We start from the raw sequence: 17,689 nt of genomic DNA on the forward strand, positions 1-17,689 counted from the left end.
GCAGGGGCCGGAACGAGCCGACGGCGAAACCAGATAAGGAATTCACCATGACCAAACCTGCTCGTTCCTCTCGCGCCAGCGCCCGTGTCATCCCGCTTCGCAAGGGCACCACTCTCGAAATGGTCCGGCTCGCCTGCCCCGACGCGGCACAGGCGCAGCGCATCTCCGAAAGCTTCGGCCTTGCGATCCTGGACAGCGACGGCATCCGCGATCTGCATGAGCGGCTCGTCATCGAAACCGCCGACGCGCTCAAGGACGGCCTGAGTGAACGCGCAATGCAAATTCACCTTCAACGGATCGTCGGCGCTTATGTCGGCTCCGCGCATGGCGCCGGCCAGTTCTACACCCGCGCAGTCACCGAAGCGCGAGACGCGACCGCCAAGCTCGCCAACGACGGCCGCGATGAGGACCGCGATGGTCCGGTCGGCTTCGATAGCCAGGCACAGCGCAAGCGTGAATTCGCCGCTGACATGGGCGTGCAGTCTCACGCGCTTCGCATGGCTGCCGAGGGCACTGTTGCCGCCTACGAAAAAGTCGTCGGCGAGACCTGGAAGCCTTTCGAGCGTCCCGTCGATAACACGACCGACACCGTCGGGCGGAAGACGGCCAAGGCGCAAATGTCGGCGTTCGACTAACCGTCAGTGCGGGGCCTCGGCCCCGCGCCTCTTCCACTGCAGCCATCTCATGGGCCGGTCCTCCAGACCGGCCCTTTTTTCGTGCCGCCGCGACAACAAAGGGCGCCTGCCCGCGCTGCGTGCCATCGTCGACTCCTCCCGGTCCGTGGTCCTGCGCCGGACCCTATGCCCGCGCAACGGCTTTGCCGTCCTTCGCGCTGCTTCGGCCCTAAGGACCACCCCATTGCGCTTGCGCAATGGGGACCCCGGTGGGTGCGCGGACCTTGGGCCCGGCGTTGGCGGACCCGTGAGGAGGCGCGATGGGCGCGGCCTCCCCAACGGAGGTCATTATAATGAACAGGAACGGAGAAAAGGTGCGAGGCGACCTGTACGCCCGCATCACGGACCGCATTGTCGCGCAGCTCGAACGCGGTGTGCGCCCTTGGGTCCAACTTTGGGCGGCCGGGAATATCGCAGGCCACATCACGCGACCGCTGCGACACAACAGCCAGCCCTATACGGGCATCAACGTCGTGCTGCTTTGGTCAGAAGCCGCCGCGCGCGGCTTCCGCTCTCCGATCTGGATGACGTTCAAGCAGGCCAGCGAACTCGGCGCGCATGTCCGTAAGGGCGAGACCGGCAGCACCGTGGTTTATGCGAGCCGCTTCACCAAGACAGAGACCGACGCTCACGGCGACGAAGTCGAAAGGGATATCCCCTTCCTGAAGGCCTATACCGTGTTTTGCGTCGATCAAATCGATGGCTTGCCCGAACATTATTACGGTCGGCCGCCCGCCGTCGCATCAACGATCGAGCGTAACGCGAGCGCCGACGCTTTTTTTGCCAATACCGGCGCGATTGTTCTGCATGGCGGTTCAAGGGCGTTTTACGCGCCCTCCTCCGATCACATTCCGATGCCGACGATCGAAAGTTTTCGCGACACCGCCTCCTACGTCGCCGTCAGAGCCCATGAGACCGTGCACTGGACCGCTCCCGCTCACCGCCTCAATCGCGATCTCAGCCGTTACAGCAAGGATCGGAGCGAACGCGCGCGCGAAGAGTTGATTGCCGAACTCGGGAGCTGTTTCCTCTGCGCGGATCTCGGGATCTCTCCCGAACTCGAACTGCGACCTGATCATGCAAGCTACCTCGCATCGTGGTTGGAAGTGTTATCGAGTGAGAAGCGCTTCATCTTCTCGGCTGCCGCGCATGCGCAACGCGCCGTCGCCTATCTGCACGGCCAGCAGCCGAAGGCCGCTGAGGTCGAAGAGGCAGCATGATGTATGATGAGCGAACGTGATTGGCGCCGGCGCTTGCCGGCCCCTAGTTATCCGGTGGTTCAGCTCAGAGATGCGGCCTCCTGTTGGTCGCTCGAGGGCCAGCGTCTCTTCATTCCTCGTGCTGCGCGACCTGATTGTGGCCTTGTGTGCCGTCCTTCGAGGAGGACGACGTTTCTGACTTTGCACAGGTCGTCGCTGTGCCGAGTAAATCTCGCTCGCGGCCTGCGGATTCACTTTCGGGCCGCATGGCTCTCTTGACGGCAGGCCGCCTACCTTTCCGCTTCGGGCATCGACCCGTGAGCCTGAGAATTGAAAGAAGTGTGCGGTGAGCGGTGATCGGGTTGTTTCGTCGGTCAAGGCTTCGATGGTCGCCAGTGTCGTTTTCCTCGGCCGTTTCTTCTGGCACGACCCACGTCGTCCTCGATTGGCATGTCTGACCGAAGGGCGGCGTCGCTTAAGCGCCGCCTCGCTCTTATCCCCGCAACAGCCGGTTACGACTTTCTTCCCCTGGCCGCTGCGCGCCCATTCCTCGCGCAACCAAGAAAGTCGTGCCCTGGCCGCCCTCTACTGCGTGCCGGCCCCTTCGGGGTGCGGGTCGATCGCCTCCGGTCTGTCGCCAGCCATCGAGGCCGCGATGGGCGGCCCGGAAAACTGAAAGGTAGAGTAGGCGCGCAGCGCCGTGCCGCCTCGCAGCGGTCGGTTTCTGCACGCCTCTCGCCGAACCGGACGTGCCAGTTTCCCGGCATCCGGCTCTCCATGCACGACTTACGTCGCGGGTGTCGTCAATCCGGCGAGGTGGTTGAGCGCGTTCCACGACGCCGCCACATGTGTGCGGCCTCGCGGTTCAGGCGCGCCATCCCAGCCGTTCGTGATCATGATGCCTCGCCACGGATACGGCATGGTGCCGCCCGTGGTGAAGCTGCGAAGTCGCACGTATCCCTCGCCCCAAACAAGTTTACGCTCGTTTGTTTCGCTGGATACACGATAGCGACGCAGCGTTCGCCACGCCGCTTTGCGATGCTTCTTGCGCAGCCAGCGCAACACCCGGTTCGACAACCACCAGTCCAGCTTGCTGAACTCGCGTGAAGCTCCCGTGGCGTGGCGGTAGTAGGTCCGCCAACCAAGGATGATCGGGTTGAGCTCTCGAATGAGCTGGGTCAACGACTCTCCTGTTGGATAGGTCGTGATCCGGGCCTTGATCGCGTCTCGCAATCTCTGCACTTTCCCTTTCGGAATGTACAGATTCCCGACACGATGCCCAGTACGGAGCGCCGTCGTCTGGATGATGCGATAGCCGAGGAAGTCGAACCCATCCGCGACGCCGGTGATCAAGGTTTTCTCAAGGGATAGCTCCATGCGAAGCTCCCGCATGAGGAACGTCGCAAGTATGTCGCGCTCGGCCATGGCCTCGTCCGCCGTGCCCGTAACCAGAATAACGAAGTCGTCCGCGTAGCGGGCGATCTGGAAAGTCGGGCGTCCCCGTTTGCGATCATAGTGTCGCCTGTCAGCGGCATTCTGCAGCCGTTCGCGGGGTCGTGGTGTCCATCGTCCGTATCGCTCGTCGAGGGACGTCAGATAGACGTTCGCCAAGAGCGGCGACAGGACACCGCCTTGCGGCGTGCCTGTGATAGGATGACGAACCGTGCCTTCGACCAAAATACCTGCTTTCAGGAACGCAAGTACGAGCCGCAGGACCTTGCGATCCCCGATGCGGCGGCGCACCTGCTCCATCAGCAGATGATGATCAATGGCGTCGAAACAGCCCTTGATGTCGCCTTCGATGACGAAGCGGACCGGTGATGGTCCGTGGATCGTCGGATGCAGATGTTTCTGCACTACCGCAAGCGCATCGTGGGTGCTCCGTCCACGCCGGAACCCAAACGAAGTCGGGTAGAAGTCCGCCTCGAAGATGGGCTCCAGAACGAACTTGAGAGCCATTTGCACCAGTCGATCTTTCAGCGTCGGAATGCCGAGCGGGCGGAATCGTCCCGGCTTGCCTGCCTTCGGAATCAACCGTTGGCGAACAAGTTCGGGCTTGTAGATTCCCGTGCGCAGCTCCTCGCGGATTTCCTCGAGAAACTGTGTTACCCCACCGGGCCGCTGTTCGATCTTGTGCCGCGTCATCCCGTCCGTGCCCGGCGTTTGGCTCCCCTTGTTGCGAGCAAGCCTCTGCCAAGCATGGCCGAGAGTGTGGCGATCACACACCAGATTGAACAAGTCCGCGAACCCCTTTTCGGGGGCCGCGTTGCTCCACCTATACAGCTTGCGCTGCATGTCGAGGACAAACGCGGTATTCACCGCGCCGGGCTTCATGTGCCCACCTCCTGCCGGCTTGCTGTACTCACTGTCTCCCTTTGCCATGTGGACGGCTTTCCCGCCCTCGGACTACTACGGAGACTCCGCCCCACGCGATGACATTCATCGGTCATCTCGATTATCTTCGACTTGGAAGTCGAAGAAATCATCGCGAGGTTCCCAGGTTCACTCAATGATCCCTCGTCCGTTGTAGGAGCCGACTCTACCCCGTGTGGATTCCGAATCTTGGCCACCGCAGGCTGGACCAAGACTTGGCGCGCGATAATCCACTCGCCCCTGATCCGCATCGTCTCAGAGCGGATCAGCACTCCACCGACCTTGCGGTCGTCCCACCCACTTCCGGTTTGGTGAGGTCCATGTTCTACCGGGGCTTCTAACATCGGTTCGGTTACCCTCTCCGTGACGGACACGCTCGCCGGACTAGCCAAGGGGCGGAAGTCCCCAGCCATCCGACTTTGACGAGTTCTGCTCATGTATGGCTCGCCGGAGACACCCGGATGACCTCACCCGTCAGCTTCGCTCCCCGCGCTGCGGCGCGTTGAGGGCAGGGTCTCCCACCCTGCGGGGCATTGAATGCGCATGCCGGATTCCACCCGGCACTCCTGGCGCACGACACGACAATGGCGACCATCGGCACCTTCACCTCGACCGGCAACGGCTTCTCCGGCACGGTCCGCACCCTCGCTCTTAATGCCAAAGCCAAGCTGGTTCGGGTCGAGAATCCCTCCGACAAGGGACCGCACTTCCGCATCTTCGCCGGCAATGTCGAGCTGGGAGCGGCTTGGCGGAAGACCGCCAGGGATACCGAGCGCGATTACCTCTCGGTCAAGCTGGACGATCCGAGCTTCGCGGCTCCGATCTATGCCACCCTGATCGAAGTGGAGGGCCAGGACGGCTTACAGCTCATCTGGTCCCGCCCGAATCGGGATTGAGGGCCCACGGCAATGGCCCAGCCGAAAGGCTGGGCCATTTGCCCGCTGTCACAGCCTCGGCTCACGGAGCCGTGATAGTCTCTGGTGCGTGTCATTCGAATGTATCACATCCAGCTACGAATAAGGAGGTCGCTATGGCTTCGAATGCCTTGGTCCAAACCCGCATCGATGCGGACGTGAAGGAAAAGGCCACTGCCGTTCTGGAAAATGTGGGTCTCACGGTATCCGACGCCGTGCGGATCCTGCTGACGCGCACGGCCGATGAAGGGATGCTTCCGCTGGAGCTCGTGAGCAACAGCCAAGCTTACGATACCTGGTTTCGTGAGAAGGTGGGCCAAGCGTTGGCCGACACGCGGCTTGATATTGATGATTCCGAGGTCAAAACGTATTTCGCACAACGTCGTACCGGTGCGCTTCGAAAAGCGCCGGAGCAGGAACGGTGAAACTCGTCTGGTTGCGCTTCGCGTCGTCCGATCGCGGCAGCATTTTCAGCTACATCGAGGCCAAGAATCCTCGTGCCGCGGTCCATGTCGACGAACAGATTGAGAATGTCGCGCGGGCGCCTGCTCGACTTTCCGTTGGCCCGACGAACTTACCGACGACGATTGAGGCGGCTCCGTACCACCGGCTGGACGGGCAAGTTTCGATCTATTGCTTATATCGTGGTTGGCTACGATAAGTACGATCAAACTAAATCTTCAGGCCTTTGTCTCGCGTGCGTGCCGGACGAATAAAGGACTAGGTTAGCGCCCCGAGCGCGACCGGAGTTTTCGTCACGCCCCTGGGCGCCGGAAACGGCCGCTGCGCTGGATTTCAACCGCGCGGCATTTTTGTTGGTGCGTTTTCATCTGGACGAGAGGCTTTTCTGCCGAGCGTTCACAGCACAGACTTTCGCCTCTACAAGACGCCCCACGCCCGATAGCGTCCCCGCCCGGTCGCCTCGCGCAGGCCAAGCTCGGCGACCAGGTTTTGGGCAGCACGGGGAGTGATCCCGAGTTCCGCCGCGATCATGCCCGCCGAGACGATCGGCCTCGTCAGCACGTAGTCGAGGAGAGCCGGCAGTTTTGAAGTGGCGCGGCGGCCGGCGAGTTTTCGAGCGAGCAGGTTTCTGGTCATCAGCCAACGGTCGTGATCCTTTCGGCCAGACTCGGCGGCGGCCGTCATGGCCTCGAGTTGCACGCTCAAACGCGCTGCGGCGTCGCGCGGCCGCCGGCGCTCACGCGGAATGCTTTTCAGCCCAGCATGCAGGCACGGCAGATGCGATCGCGTTTTGCCGCGGTCCCTCAACAATGCCGCGGCGAGCAGGCGGCCGAGCCAGGGCATGTGCTCGAGCGGTTCGATCTCACCCCAGGCGTCGGCGGCAATCGCCCCCGCCAGCGTCGGTGGCAAGCCGCGAGTCTGATTGACCACACCGCGCCAGTGATCGAGGCGTTCCTCCTCATCCCAGTCGGGATCGTAGATGAGAGAATCCCGCTCCGGTCGAAACCGAATCTCGTCGGCAAGCCTGCGCTCCGCCCTGGCGTTCGCTGCGTCGACCGCGTCGAAAGCGGCGGCCAGGTGGGGATCGGTCTCGAGGACACCGACGGGCAATTCGAGACCCACCTCCTCCCGTTCGGGGGCCTCATCGATCTCAAAACCTCCCTCACCTTCCTTCCGGTTGCTCGTCTCCTCTCGCTCGCCCCGCCCGCGGAGGCTGGAGAGTCCCGGCGCGGACAGCGCCCAATCGGGCTTCGCATCGGCGATGCGCCGACGGGCGCGCAGCACGGCGTGGGCGCGAGTCAGCTCGTGGGTAGGAGCGCGAACGTCCATGCCGGCGTCGTGGAGCACGAGGTCTTCGAGGTGGACAAGTTCGCCGTCCAGCCACAGACTGGCGCAGGCATCGGTGAAGTGTGTCCGGCTGATTGCCCCGTCGCGGATTGGGCTTTTGGCCAGCCGCTCATCGAAGCGGGCCACGGCGTCCTCGGCGGCGGCGAGCGGTCCGGCGAGCCGGGCCCAAGGCAGTGGATCGGGGATTTTGTAGGTGGGCAGCAAGGTCCTGATAACCTTAGTTAGAACCGGTGAAACGGAAGCTAACAGGGGTTTCGTTTCCGTCATAGCGACGTCGGTTGCGGACCGTCCGCTTGCAACCCAACTAGTTTGTTCTGACGACGGTAAGCCAGGCTAGCACAGGTCGGCGCCAAACCGCCGTGAAAGAATGCGCCGCTGGTCAGCTCCCCTGCCCTCTTCCGGACGCCGTCGGCCGCCGTCCGCGCTCAGATGTCCTCGTCGGCCAAGTTGACTGTCGCCAAGGCTATCGGGCTGGGCTTCCCAGCGCAGGTTCGTGGCTTCGCCGCGAATCAGCATTCATTACTTCTGCCACGATCAGGCTCACTTCGATAGTAGAGCTTGTCAGGCCGCCTCGATGTCGGTCTGCGGAAAATCGGCGCCCTTGAACATCAGCGGTTCACCGAGATGGCGGGCGCAGGCGTAGGCGAAACAGTCCCCAAGATTGAGCCGCGCGGGGTGTCGACCCTTACCGTAGCGGTCGTATGCTTTGAGCGCGATGCGGGCTGTTTCGGGCGCCACGTTCACCATTTTGATTTCCATCAGCGCGAGATAGCTCTCGACCGCTTCGTCCGCCGCGGTGATCGGCAGATCGAGCACCCGGGCGATGGTAATCGCCGCCTCCCACACGGCCAGCGGCGAGGTCAACCGGGTTGGCTTTGCTGCACGCGCGCCAGTAACTCGCGCGCCTCGTCTTCGTTGGTCAGCATCGCGGTGAGCGCCGAAGCGTCGATAAACATCAGGAATCCTCGTACAGGCTGTCGCGGAACGCCTTGTCGGCGGCTTTACGGCTCTGTGGGTTGCCCTTCGCCCCCAAATCGCGACAAAATTGGACGCCCAGGTCGACCAAGGACGGCCTGCCCTGCTCGCGTTCGAGTTCATGCGTGAGCGCCGTGTGTACGGCCTCGGTCAGTCCGATTTTCTTTAACGTCGCGACCCTGCGGGCCAGCGCGTCGGTCTCGGGATTCTTGATATGGAAGGCCATCCCGCGCTCCTCTAGCCCGATCGTGTATCCCTATATAACACTCCGGCTACACCGCCTGAAGGCTGGTTACTCTTCCGATCTGGTGGAGAAGGTCGTAAGAGCGCACGGAGGCCGTAGAATTCTATGGTTAGCATTGTGTGAATCCCATCCTCGGGCCTTCCGGGCGCTTTTTCTCATCACGACCACGCCATCATCGGGGAGGACGACCTCGTCCCAGCTCCTGAATTCGTCAGCGCGCGGATCGACGAGGACTGGAAAGACGCGTCGGCGGCTAGGACGGCACAGATTGTTGTCAGCTGACAACATCCATCTGCTTGGTTGTTGTCAGCTGACAACAATCCTCCAAGCCCGGTTGCGACCTGAGACAGCAGCGCGAGGCGACTTTCAGCTCCCCATCGGCCTCATAGGAGTCACGTGAGCCCGCGAGATTGGATTATAGATCCGCCTTGCGGCCTGCTGACGGAGTGCCGTTCTGAACTGAATACTAAGGATCAGCTTCCTGACCGGCCGAATCGAGGCGTGAGCTCAGCCGGCTCTTCGGCTGGTTCTTCCCCTCGATCTACGGCCATGGCTCGATCCCAATGCCGGCCGTGATGACACAAGCTCCGGCGTTGCCTCCGCCTGCCCGACCGTGAGCCCCCGGGCCTGTTGCGCAGGTCTGGACTAGAGGATGTTGTCAGCTGACAACAATCTGTGCGGCGTCTCGATTGACTACCCTCACGCTGCTGTCGAAGCGTCTCGATCCGATGTGGCGCGCTCGCCTCGAACTCGAAGGCTCGCGATTGGCTATTTGGGCGCCAGGCGTTGAGATTGGATACGGCCCAGGGCTCGAACCGCCCACGACCGAGCCGGTTAAGGTGTTGACCTGACTGCGCATTGGCTTCCCTCGCCGAAACAGATCGTAGGTGCAGCCGATGATGAGGCGCCCCCGCCGCGCCAGTTGGTGGTCGGTCTTGCGGCTGGTAGTCCGGGAACAGCGACCCGGAGTGCACTGGGTCGATTACTCTGTGCTTGTTCGTTCGGCTGATTGGTGGAGACCTGCTACCGTGCGGGCTTGCTTGTTACCCTGGCGAGCGGCGGCCCAGCGAAGTGCCGCAGTGGCCGCTTCGGTTCACACTGCGAACGCCCGGAGCGCTGCTGGACCTGGCGAACCAACACCACAAAATCCCTTCGCTCGCCACGGCCCCGGCGCTTCAACGAGAAGGGGAGGGCGCTTTTCGGGGAGCCGGCGGTCCTGGGTATCGGGTGCGAGACCACAGCATCTTACGAGGAAAGCGATCCTCCGGGGCAACGGCTTCAGGGAAACGGGGGAATACACAGATCCCCGCGCGCTGCACGTGCTCGTCAAGCGCCGCTGTACGCTGACGCGATCTCAGAAGCGAGGGCTGACGCGCATTTGAAAGACGCCCCGGCGCATCCGTACGATAGCAACACTGATCGGAGCAGCGGCTGGCATCATACCGAATGACGCTTGGGGCACACAGCCGCGCCGAATCGCCCTATAGTGCCTATGGTAAAGGCTCGCTTGGCCGGCTGAGGCCATTGTTGTCAGCTGACAACAAACGACGCGCCCAAAAGGTCGCTGCTCGCCGTTACGCACACCGTCGAGCATTAAGAACTCATTAACTCTTTATTTCTTGCTCAAATCATAGAATCGTGGCCATCTCTCAAGACGGCGATTAGGCGTCTGACGCGTAGAAACCGTCTTGAGAAGGCAAATGGCGATTTTAGCGGAAGATTCGGTTACGATGAGCGAGACTGCGTCCGCGCGGATCTCTCGGCACGCCGGCATTCTTTCCGGCCAGCTTCGCTCGCTCGCGACAACGCTTTTCCCGCCTTCAGCAAGCAAATCGCTCCGGTCGTTCACCTCAGGGGAGGTTGCGCGGATTGCGGGCGTATCCGATGGGTACCTTCGGCAGCTCTCCCTGGACGGACTCGGACCGACCCCAGCGACCGGCCTTGGCGGACGCCGATCCTATACCTTGGCTCAAATTCATGAGTTGCGTGGGTATCTAGCCACCGCGCGGCCGCGCGAAGCATTGGAATTTCTCCCGCGCCGGCGCCTAGGCGACAAGCTCCAAATCATCACTGTCGCGAACTTCAAAGGTGGCTCCGCCAAGACGACGACAGCGCTGTATCTGTCGCAATACCTCGCCCTTGCCGGCTTTCGGGTTCTGGCGATCGATCTCGATCCGCAAGCTTCGCTGTCAGCAATGTTTGGGTACCAGCCCGAGTTCGACATCGCCGCGAACGAAACCCTCTACGGCGCCATACGATATGACGAACACCGGCGGCCAATGCGCGAGGTCGTTCGGCCGACCTATTTTGACGGGATAGGTCTCGTGCCAGGCAATCTCGAGCTCATGGAGTTCGAGCACACCACACCCCGAGCAATGGTCGAGCGGCGTGAACGCGGACACGATCTTTTCTTTCGCCGTGTGGCCAGCGCTATCGACCAGGTCGCCGACGACTATGACGTCGTGGTCATCGACTGCCCACCTCAACTTGGTTACTTGACCATGGGTGCGCTGAACGCGGCGACGGCGATGCTCGTGACCATCCATCCTCAGATGGTCGATGTTGCATCCATGAGCCAATTTCTCCTCATGACGTCGGATCTCATGTCCGTCATCGAGGAAGCGGGTGGGCGCCTCGACCACGATTTCATCCGGTACGTCATCACGCGTCATGATCCTAACGATGTGCCCGAAGCGCAAATCGTGGCTCTCCTCCGAACCCTTTTTGGATCGGATGTCCTCCAGGCCACGGTGTGGAAATCGACCGCGATCGCCAATGCTGGTCTCACCAAGCAATCACTTTATGAGCTGGAGCGCGGCGCCGTAGGGCGGGGCGCCTACGACCGGGCATTGGAATCGGTCGACGCGGTCAATGCCGAAATCGCGCAACTTCTTAAGAAGGTGTGGGGTCGATGAGCAAACGTACTGACACCATCAAAAGCCTCTTCACGGCCGCGCAGTCACCTGCGTTGTCAGCTGACAACATGCAAGGTGCCTTGCCGCGGGTCTCGTCGGGCTCAGTCCGCTCGTTGAAAGACACTTTTTCCGGAGTCGAGAAAGAGAATGAGGAGCTTCGCGAAAGGATTGCCTCCGGGGCGATGATTCTTGAAATCGACCCCTCGCTTATTGATCCGTCGCCGCTGGCTGACCGGTTTCGAGACCAGGACGATAGATCTTTCGAGGCACTTAAGCAGTCGATCGCACAGCGCGGTCAAGAGGTGCCCATTCTCGTTCGGGAACACCCTGAAGCAAAGGGGCGCTACCAGAGCGCCTATGGTCATCGTCGCGTCCGCGCCACGCGTGAACTCGGCATTCAAGTCAAAGCGATCCTGCGATCGCTGTCAGATGAAGCGCTTGTCGTGGCGCAAGGCCTCGAGAACGCACCGCGCGAAGATCTCAGTTTCATTGAGCGCGCCACCTTCGCGATGCATATCGAAGATGCCGGGCATAGCCGCTCAATCGTGCAAGATGCGTTGTCGATCGATCGCGCGGAGGCCTCCAAACTTCTTGCCGTGGCCCGGTCAGTTCCAACCGATGTTATTCACGCCATCGGGAAGGCTCCGAAAGTTGGCCGCGGTCGCTGGCAGTCATTCGCTGAATTGATCAAAGATGACGCGGCGCTCAAACGTGTCAGAGCGGCGATCGCTGAACCAATATTTGCAGAGCGAGAAACCGACGCGCGGTTTCTCGCAGCATTCACAGCGGCAAGCCGTCCATCTTCTGCCGGGACATCGAAGGCTGCGGAAGAGAAGCCAGTCTTTTCCGTATCCGGCGACAAGATTGCGCACGTGCGCCAGGCCGAGCGCGAATTGAAGCTTACCCTCGACAAGAATGTCTCGGCGACATTTGCGGCGTTTCTTGTCGACCAACTCCCGACGCTGTTCGACGCCTTTTCCAAAACGAGCGGCGGTCAGGAAACTAGCGAGGCCTGAGGGCCTCGTCCCGTAAACACGAACCAGGAGCAGACAAGGCAAAAGAAAAAGGCCCCCGAAACGGAGTTCCGGAAGCCCTTCTCTTCAAGTTTGGCGACTGACAGAGAATCACTTTCGCGAATCGCAGTCAAGAGTTTCTACGCGATTTTATCGTCGTTTCGGCGAGCAGGTTTTCTTTGCCCAGCTGAGGCAAAGACATGCAGTCACACTCTCCAACGACGCCTTTTGGGCGGCGATCGTTGACGCTTGCCCATGTGGCAAGCCAAATGATCGCAACAGGACGCCCCCCCGAAAAGATCGTCCACAAATGGAAGATCTTCCACGCCATCTGCACGGCCCGGCCGCGCCTTGGCGTATCGGAGCGCGCACTGTCGGTGTTAAACGCGCTCCTGACGTTTCATCCTGAGACTGCGCTGACAGGAGAGGATGATCTGATCGTCTTCCCGTCGAACCATCAGCTCAGCCGGCGGGCGCATGGCATGCCGGCATCGACGCTGCGGCGTCACCTCGCAGTGCTCGTCGATGCGGGACTGGTCGTTCGGCGCGACAGTCCAAATGGCAAGCGGTATGCGCGGAAGGACGATGCCGGCGAAATCGAGCTCGCCTTCGGCTTCGATCTGTCGCCGCTCGTCGTGCGCTCGGAAGAGTTCGAGAGCCTGGCGGCTGATATCGAAGCCGAAGCCCGCGCCCTCAAGCTCGTGCGTGAGCGGATCACGCTGTGCCGGCGCGACATTGCGAAGATGATCGCAACGGGCATCGAGGAAGGCGTCCCGACGCGAAGGGCAGGGCAGGGGCCTGCGGATTGGCAGGAGGTGCATGCCGCCTTCCGCGCAATGGTCACTCAGATTCCGCGCACCGCGACGCGCCAGGAGCTCGAGCCGATCGCCGACGAGCTGTCGCAACTTGCTGATGACGTGCTCAATCTTCTGGAAGCACATATCAAATCCAGAAATTCGAGCGCCAATGAGTCCCATTCTGAGCGCCACATACAGAATTCAAATCCAGACGCCCCTATTGAACTTGAACCTAGCCTTCAAGAAGGCGGGGCGGCGAGAGCCGAGCCCAAACCTCAACCATCGCGAGTCGCCGAGGGTTCGTATCCATTGGGAATGGTCCTCGGTGCATGCCCGGACATCGTCGATTATGCGAAGGACGGGATTTCGAACTGGCGCGATTTCCTCGCCACCGCGGCCGTTGTGAGATCAATGCTGGGGATCAGCCCGAGCGCCTGGGAGGAAGCGCAAACGGTCCTGGGTGAAATGCAAGCGGCGGTCGTTGTCGCCTGCATCCTGCAGCGTGGCACGACGATCAGATCAGCTGGCGGCTACTTGCGCGGGCTGACGCGGAAAGCGGAGGTCGGAGAGTTTTCTCTTGGGCCAATCCTGATGTCGCAGATCAACTCCCAGCGCCGCGAAAAGCGACGAGCGTGAGCAATGGGTGGACCCAGCTGGATTGGCTTCATGTCGTTCGCCGCGAGAAGCGATGTGGCGTTATCCGATCCCGCTGAAGAGTGTAACCATCGATTGCCCGTTAACGATAACGCGGGCTAGCGTCAAATCTGCGATCACTCATCCCGAAGCCGGGACGGACGTCGATGCCGCTCGTGCGCTTCGCTCGAGCACTGCGGTGCCTGTGGCCTGGTCTTTCTGCATCGATCCTGCGCCCCGCTGGACGAGGCAGATCCGCTCGACGGATGCTGACCGTGGTCGGCTCGATCTATGGCCGAACGAGTGCGAAAGTAGTGTGGTGCCTGCCACCGGCGTGGGGTCATCGCAACATCCGGTGGCGCGGCGCTTCGACTCCGTTTTGGTCCAATTTGGTCACGCACCCAACCGCGCGCGCCCGGCCTCGCCGTCGCAAACCTCCGGAGCCATCGTCCGCAATGCTTCGGCCGGATCGTGGACGCTGTTGCCCTCATCGAAGATCGCAGCATCGATGCAGCAGACGCAGGATATCCGGGCATGCCAGTTCGTCGGCAGGTGTTTGTCGACCTTGCGGCGGCGGCGAACTCCGACTCGCATCTGCTGCTCCCCCGGACCCTTTGCGCGGGGATATGCAGTCTTCAGCCGGCCTCGTCAGGACAATCGGATCTTGTCGCAAGTGCTTGTGACCGCACGATGTGACGTTGCCGACGGGCCTGGCTTCAATCCAACTGTTTTCACGACGGGCAGCCCATCTGCGTCCTCGATTACGGCTGGTCTGACCGAAGGACGGTTCCGCTGTGCGGGCCCTCGATCTTGTCCCCGCAACGCCCGTCCTCGACTTTCTTCCCCTGGCGCTGCGCGCCATTCCTCGCGAGACAAGAAAGTCGCTGCCGGCCGCCCTCCACTTCGTTTCGGCCCTTCAGGTGCGGGTCGATCGCCTCCGGTCTCACGACCGCCATCGAGGTCGCGATGGGCGCGGCCCGAGAAAACCAAAGGAATGAGACAATGGCTACCATCGGCACCTTCATCGTAACGGACAACGGCTTCTCCGGCGCCATCAAGACTCTCAACCTCAACGTCAAGGCCAAGTTCGTCCGCGTCGAGACGCCCTCCGACAAGGGTCCGCACTTCCGCATCTATTCCGGCAACGTCGAGCTGGGCGCCGCCTGGCAGAAGGTCGCCCGCGATACCGAGCGCGACTACCTCTCCGTCAAGCTGGACGATCCGAGCTTTCCCGCTCCGATCTACGCCACCCTCATCGAGGTGGAGGGCGAGGAAGGCCTCCAGATGATCTGGTCACGCCCGAACCGGGACTGAGCCTCCCAAACAAGGCTCCGCCGCGAGGCGGGGCCTTCTTCCCTCCGAACGGAGAGAAGCTCATGCCGGTCGACGTTATTGAGGAACTGCGCGCCGCGCGACGGCCTGTTCAGTCCCGCGAAGCGCAAGGCCCTCGAAGCGCAACTCGCTGAGGTGATCCGGCAACGCAACCAGCCAACCACGTCCGGCGACGCATCGCCCGCGGATCAGCGCTTCCACCGGGGCATAGCCTCGGGCATTGCCTTGTCCGCTCGACCGGCCAAACGGCTGGCCGGCTCTCGCGCTGTCGTCGAAGGTTTGCATCATCGTCTTGCCGTTCGTGCCGATCCGACGGCATGATCAGCGGGCGGCGGGCGAGTTGCTTCGATCATGTCCGCGCCTGAGCCGACATTTGCGAAGATTGGCTGAGCTGATCGACCTCCACGGTCGTGTCGCCGCAGCGATTCGACATATACTTCGCTGTCTCGGGATCGTTGATCGTCGAGAACAAGATCCTGGACGCCGCTTTCGAACCATTTGCTCATCGCATCGCGGCCGCCATTGGCTTCCCGCATCTGGCCGATCAGCTGGAAGAGCATTAGCAGGTTAATCTGTATTTGCGCCCGAGGGCGCCGCGCGGTTCTTACTGTCGTCCAGGTTTGGTGGGCGTCGGCTCCGTCTCGTATTCCTTCACTGTACGGACATTGCGAGGTGTCGCTGCCTCAGAACGTGTTGGTTTGAACCAACAGGCTAGGGGGCATACGCATTGGTTTTCGTTGTCTTGCTTCAACTCCGGTGTGCGCCTGCTAATCGATGCGAGCTCATTTCGACCGAGCGTTTCGTTTCTAGGTGGCTCGGTCCACCTGACTCTTCTGGCAGGGGATTTTGTGCTTGGCCTTCAGGATTCTGCCGCGTGCTCGTTCGCAGCGGGCGTTGGTTCAAACCAACACCCAGGATGAAGAGGCCGGTCAAATGAAGACCGAGCCGGCAGCCGAAGCAAGGTCTGGAGGAACATGGATGAAACGGGCGCAGATGTTCGCACCAAGGTCGACCCGGTGAACACGATCGTCATCAACAACCAAAAGGGCGGCGTCGGCAAGACGACGCTTGCCGTGCATCTGGCCTGGTTCATGGCGGAAGCCGGCCGCCGTGTTCTGATGATCGATGTTGATGCGCAGGGCAACGCGACCGACACGCTCAGGCAGCATGCGGGGTCGATTTCGGCGGCCGATTTCTTCAAGCCGGCCATCCGGTTTGTAGCCGGCGAAAACAACGGCATAACGCTGGCGCCGGCAGACAGCTCCTTGACGGATATCGATCGCGGCAATGTTGCTGCCGTTACGTACCTGCGGCAGAATCTCGCCGATGCCGCCGACCGGTTCGATGTTTGCGTAATCGACACCCCGCCATCGCTTGGCTTTCGCAGCGTCGCTTGCCTGATCGCCGCCTCGCATGTGTTGGCGCCGATTTACCTGGAAGATTATTCTGTAAAGGGCGTCAAAGCCCTGATGCAGACCGTGATCGGTGTGCAACGACGCTACGGCCGTCAGGAGACGCGATTCCTCGGCCTGCTGCCGTCGAACTTCAATACCAAGTCGCCGCGTCAACGAACACACTTGGAGCAGTTGTTGCGCGAAGCAGGCAAGTACGTGTTCCCAGGCCAGATCGTTGCACGGGACGGCTACGCCGAAGCCGTTGCGGAGCGGGTGCCGGTGTGGAGCTTGAAGCGTCGCTCGGCGCAAGAAGCCGGTCGGGAAATCCGCGCGGTTCTCACGAAGATCGTGGAACGGCTCGATCAGGAGACGACGAATGACGCTTGATCTCAGCTTCAAGGAGCTCGTCGATGCCGCCGCAAACCCTGGCGACCCAACCGGGCGGCCGCTCCTGGTCGCCATTGACTGCATTGACGAAGATCCCGATCAACCACGGCGCACCTTCAGCGAACAGGAATTGGAGGAGCTCTCCCAATCAATTGCCGAACATGGCTTACTGCAACCTATCGTGCTTCGCCGTTCTAGTGAAGAAGGACGCTACGTCATCGCCATGGGCGCGCGCCGGTACCGCGCCGCGCAGCGTGCCGGGCTGCGAGAAATGCCCGCGTTCATTCAAGACGTCGATTTGCCTGACCGATACGCCCAGATGATCGAGAATATCCAGCGTGATGATCTGCGCGCGCCTGAGATCGCGAGGTTCATCGCAGACCGATTGGACGCCGGCGATAACCAGGCGGAGATCTCGCGCAAGCTAGGCAAGCCAAGAGACTGGGTGTCGCGTTACGCCTCGGTTCAAAGCATGCCGGAATTTCTTCGGGCTCGACTTGAGGGCAGTTCTATCCGTGCTCTTTATGAACTCTATCAGGCTTGGCGTACGCACCCCGATGAGATCGAACGGCGATGCGCGACGCAGGACAGCTTTACCGACGCACAGGCTCGACAACTGGCCCGGGACGTTCGCAGGGAGGGCGGCTGCGCCAATCCTCGGAAGGAATTATCGGTTGGGCGACCTCGATCCGAAAAATCCGATCTCCTCCCGGAAGAAGTGCTCCCGCGCAACGGTGTGACCGACCGCAAAGCGGCAACTGAGGATCAGCTGCTAAAGACCAGCGTCGTTTCGCAATCGAAACCGGCAGCGTCGCTGGCAATCAGGGTTCGGTATCAGGATCGGACCGGGCAGCTTGTTGTCGATCGGCCCGCGACGAAGGGCTCCCGTCACGCCGTGGTGTTGGTCGATGGTGTGGATAAAGAAGAGGAATTTCCGGCGTCGGCGCTCACGATCGAGGAGATCCTGTCAAGATGAGCTCGTTCGACACTTTCGCTGCTGCGGCGGCAGACTATTGGTGTGCGCCGGCGG

15 protein-coding genes and 3 pseudogenes are annotated in these 17,689 nt (G+C 61.4%); 12 read left to right on the top strand and 6 right to left on the bottom strand.

The genetic code is table 11. The features are described 5' to 3' along the window. Positions 1-47: 47 nt before the first annotated feature. The 3 genes from XH98_RS06890 to XH98_RS06900 all read left to right on the top strand — a co-directional run bounded on the left by XH98_RS06890 (position 48) and on the right by XH98_RS06900 (position 2,549). Positions 48-635, top strand: a complete 588-nt coding sequence (locus XH98_RS06890; protein ID WP_271597459.1) for a hypothetical protein — start codon at positions 48-50, stop codon at positions 633-635. Positions 636-967: 332 nt separating this feature from the next. Then, positions 968-1,894, top strand: a complete 927-nt coding sequence (locus tag XH98_RS06895) for an ArdC family protein (protein ID WP_271618184.1) — start codon at positions 968-970, stop codon at positions 1,892-1,894. A gap of 325 nt (positions 1,895-2,219) precedes the next feature. Next, on the top strand, positions 2,220-2,549 hold the full coding sequence (locus tag XH98_RS06900; RefSeq protein WP_271618185.1) for a hypothetical protein: 330 nt from the start codon (positions 2,220-2,222) through the stop codon (positions 2,547-2,549). Positions 2,550-2,659: 110 nt separating this feature from the next. On the opposite strand, the gene ltrA is transcribed toward XH98_RS06900, so the two are convergent. Then, on the bottom strand, positions 2,660-4,207 hold the full coding sequence (gene ltrA, locus XH98_RS06905) for a group II intron reverse transcriptase/maturase (RefSeq protein WP_271618186.1): 1,548 nt from the start codon (positions 4,205-4,207) through the stop codon (positions 2,660-2,662). 623 nt (positions 4,208-4,830) lie between these two features. Here ltrA and XH98_RS06910 point away from each other — a divergent pair. From XH98_RS06910 to XH98_RS06920, 3 genes and pseudogenes are all read left to right on the top strand, one after another. Further along, positions 4,831-5,142: a DUF736 domain-containing protein gene (locus XH98_RS06910; protein WP_271618187.1), complete on the top strand. Its 312-nt coding sequence runs from the start codon at positions 4,831-4,833 to the stop codon at positions 5,140-5,142. 134 nt (positions 5,143-5,276) lie between these two features. Continuing rightward, on the top strand, positions 5,277-5,585 hold the full coding sequence (locus tag XH98_RS06915) for a type II toxin-antitoxin system RelB/DinJ family antitoxin (RefSeq protein WP_271618188.1): 309 nt from the start codon (positions 5,277-5,279) through the stop codon (positions 5,583-5,585). After that, positions 5,582-5,741: pseudogene (locus XH98_RS06920) on the top strand (type II toxin-antitoxin system mRNA interferase toxin, RelE/StbE family); the annotation flags it as partial. The gene XH98_RS06915 and the pseudogene XH98_RS06920, both read left to right, overlap by 4 nt. A 298-nt stretch (positions 5,742-6,039) precedes the next feature. Here the strand turns inward: XH98_RS06920 and XH98_RS06925 are convergent. From XH98_RS06925 to XH98_RS06935, 3 genes and pseudogenes are all read right to left on the bottom strand, one after another. Next, a complete protein-coding gene (locus XH98_RS06925) occupies positions 6,040-7,236 on the bottom strand; it encodes an RHE_PE00001 family protein (RefSeq protein WP_271599346.1) in 1,197 nt (398 codons plus the stop codon). Between the two features lie 294 nt (positions 7,237-7,530). Next, positions 7,531-7,925, bottom strand: a pseudogene (locus XH98_RS06930) (type II toxin-antitoxin system VapC family toxin). After that, entirely contained in the window at positions 7,925-8,170 is a 246-nt protein-coding gene (locus XH98_RS06935; RefSeq protein WP_271618189.1) for a type II toxin-antitoxin system VapB family antitoxin, read from the bottom strand. The pseudogene XH98_RS06930 and the gene XH98_RS06935 overlap by 1 nt, the downstream one beginning before the upstream one ends. A gap of 1,718 nt (positions 8,171-9,888) precedes the next feature. Between XH98_RS06935 and repA the strand changes: the two genes are divergently transcribed. From repA to repC, 3 genes are all read left to right on the top strand, one after another. Continuing rightward, entirely contained in the window at positions 9,889-11,103 is a 1,215-nt protein-coding gene (gene repA / locus XH98_RS06940) for a plasmid partitioning protein RepA (protein WP_271618190.1), read from the top strand. Continuing rightward, entirely contained in the window at positions 11,100-12,119 is a 1,020-nt protein-coding gene (repB, locus tag XH98_RS06945; RefSeq protein WP_271618191.1) for a plasmid partitioning protein RepB, read from the top strand. The genes repA and repB overlap by 4 nt, the downstream gene beginning before the upstream one ends. 197 nt (positions 12,120-12,316) lie before the next feature. After that, a complete protein-coding gene (repC, locus tag XH98_RS06950) occupies positions 12,317-13,549 on the top strand; it encodes a plasmid replication protein RepC (RefSeq protein WP_271618192.1) in 1,233 nt (410 codons plus the stop codon). Between the two features lie 390 nt (positions 13,550-13,939). Here the strand turns inward: repC and XH98_RS06955 are convergent, their stop codons facing one another. Beyond that, positions 13,940-14,140 carry a hypothetical protein gene (locus tag XH98_RS06955; RefSeq protein ID WP_271618193.1) on the bottom strand — a complete coding sequence of 67 codons (201 nt, stop codon included), beginning with the start codon at positions 14,138-14,140 and terminating at the stop codon, positions 13,940-13,942. 408 nt (positions 14,141-14,548) lie between these two features. Here XH98_RS06955 and XH98_RS06960 point away from each other — a divergent pair, with 408 nt between their 5' ends. Further along, positions 14,549-14,860, top strand: coding sequence for a DUF736 domain-containing protein (locus XH98_RS06960; RefSeq protein WP_271599351.1), 312 nt, complete (start codon positions 14,549-14,551; stop codon positions 14,858-14,860). 370 nt (positions 14,861-15,230) lie between these two features. On the opposite strand, the pseudogene XH98_RS06965 reads toward XH98_RS06960, so the two are convergent. Further along, a pseudogene (locus tag XH98_RS06965) lies at positions 15,231-15,486 on the bottom strand (type IV secretory system conjugative DNA transfer family protein); the annotation flags it as partial. Positions 15,487-15,852: 366 nt separating this feature from the next. Between XH98_RS06965 and XH98_RS06970 the strand changes: the two are divergent. Both XH98_RS06970 and XH98_RS06975 read left to right on the top strand, forming a co-directional pair. Further along, positions 15,853-16,659: a ParA family protein gene (locus XH98_RS06970; protein WP_271618194.1), complete on the top strand. Its 807-nt coding sequence runs from the start codon at positions 15,853-15,855 to the stop codon at positions 16,657-16,659. Then, on the top strand, positions 16,649-17,635 hold the full coding sequence (locus tag XH98_RS06975) for a ParB/RepB/Spo0J family partition protein (protein WP_271618195.1): 987 nt from the start codon (positions 16,649-16,651) through the stop codon (positions 17,633-17,635). The genes XH98_RS06970 and XH98_RS06975 overlap by 11 nt, the downstream gene beginning before the upstream one ends. Positions 17,636-17,689: the final 54 nt, after the last annotated feature.

Origin of the sequence: Bradyrhizobium sp. CCBAU 51745 (assembly GCF_028128715.1) — a bacterium.
In the GTDB taxonomy this organism is placed as follows: domain Bacteria; phylum Pseudomonadota; class Alphaproteobacteria; order Rhizobiales; family Xanthobacteraceae; genus Bradyrhizobium; species Bradyrhizobium manausense.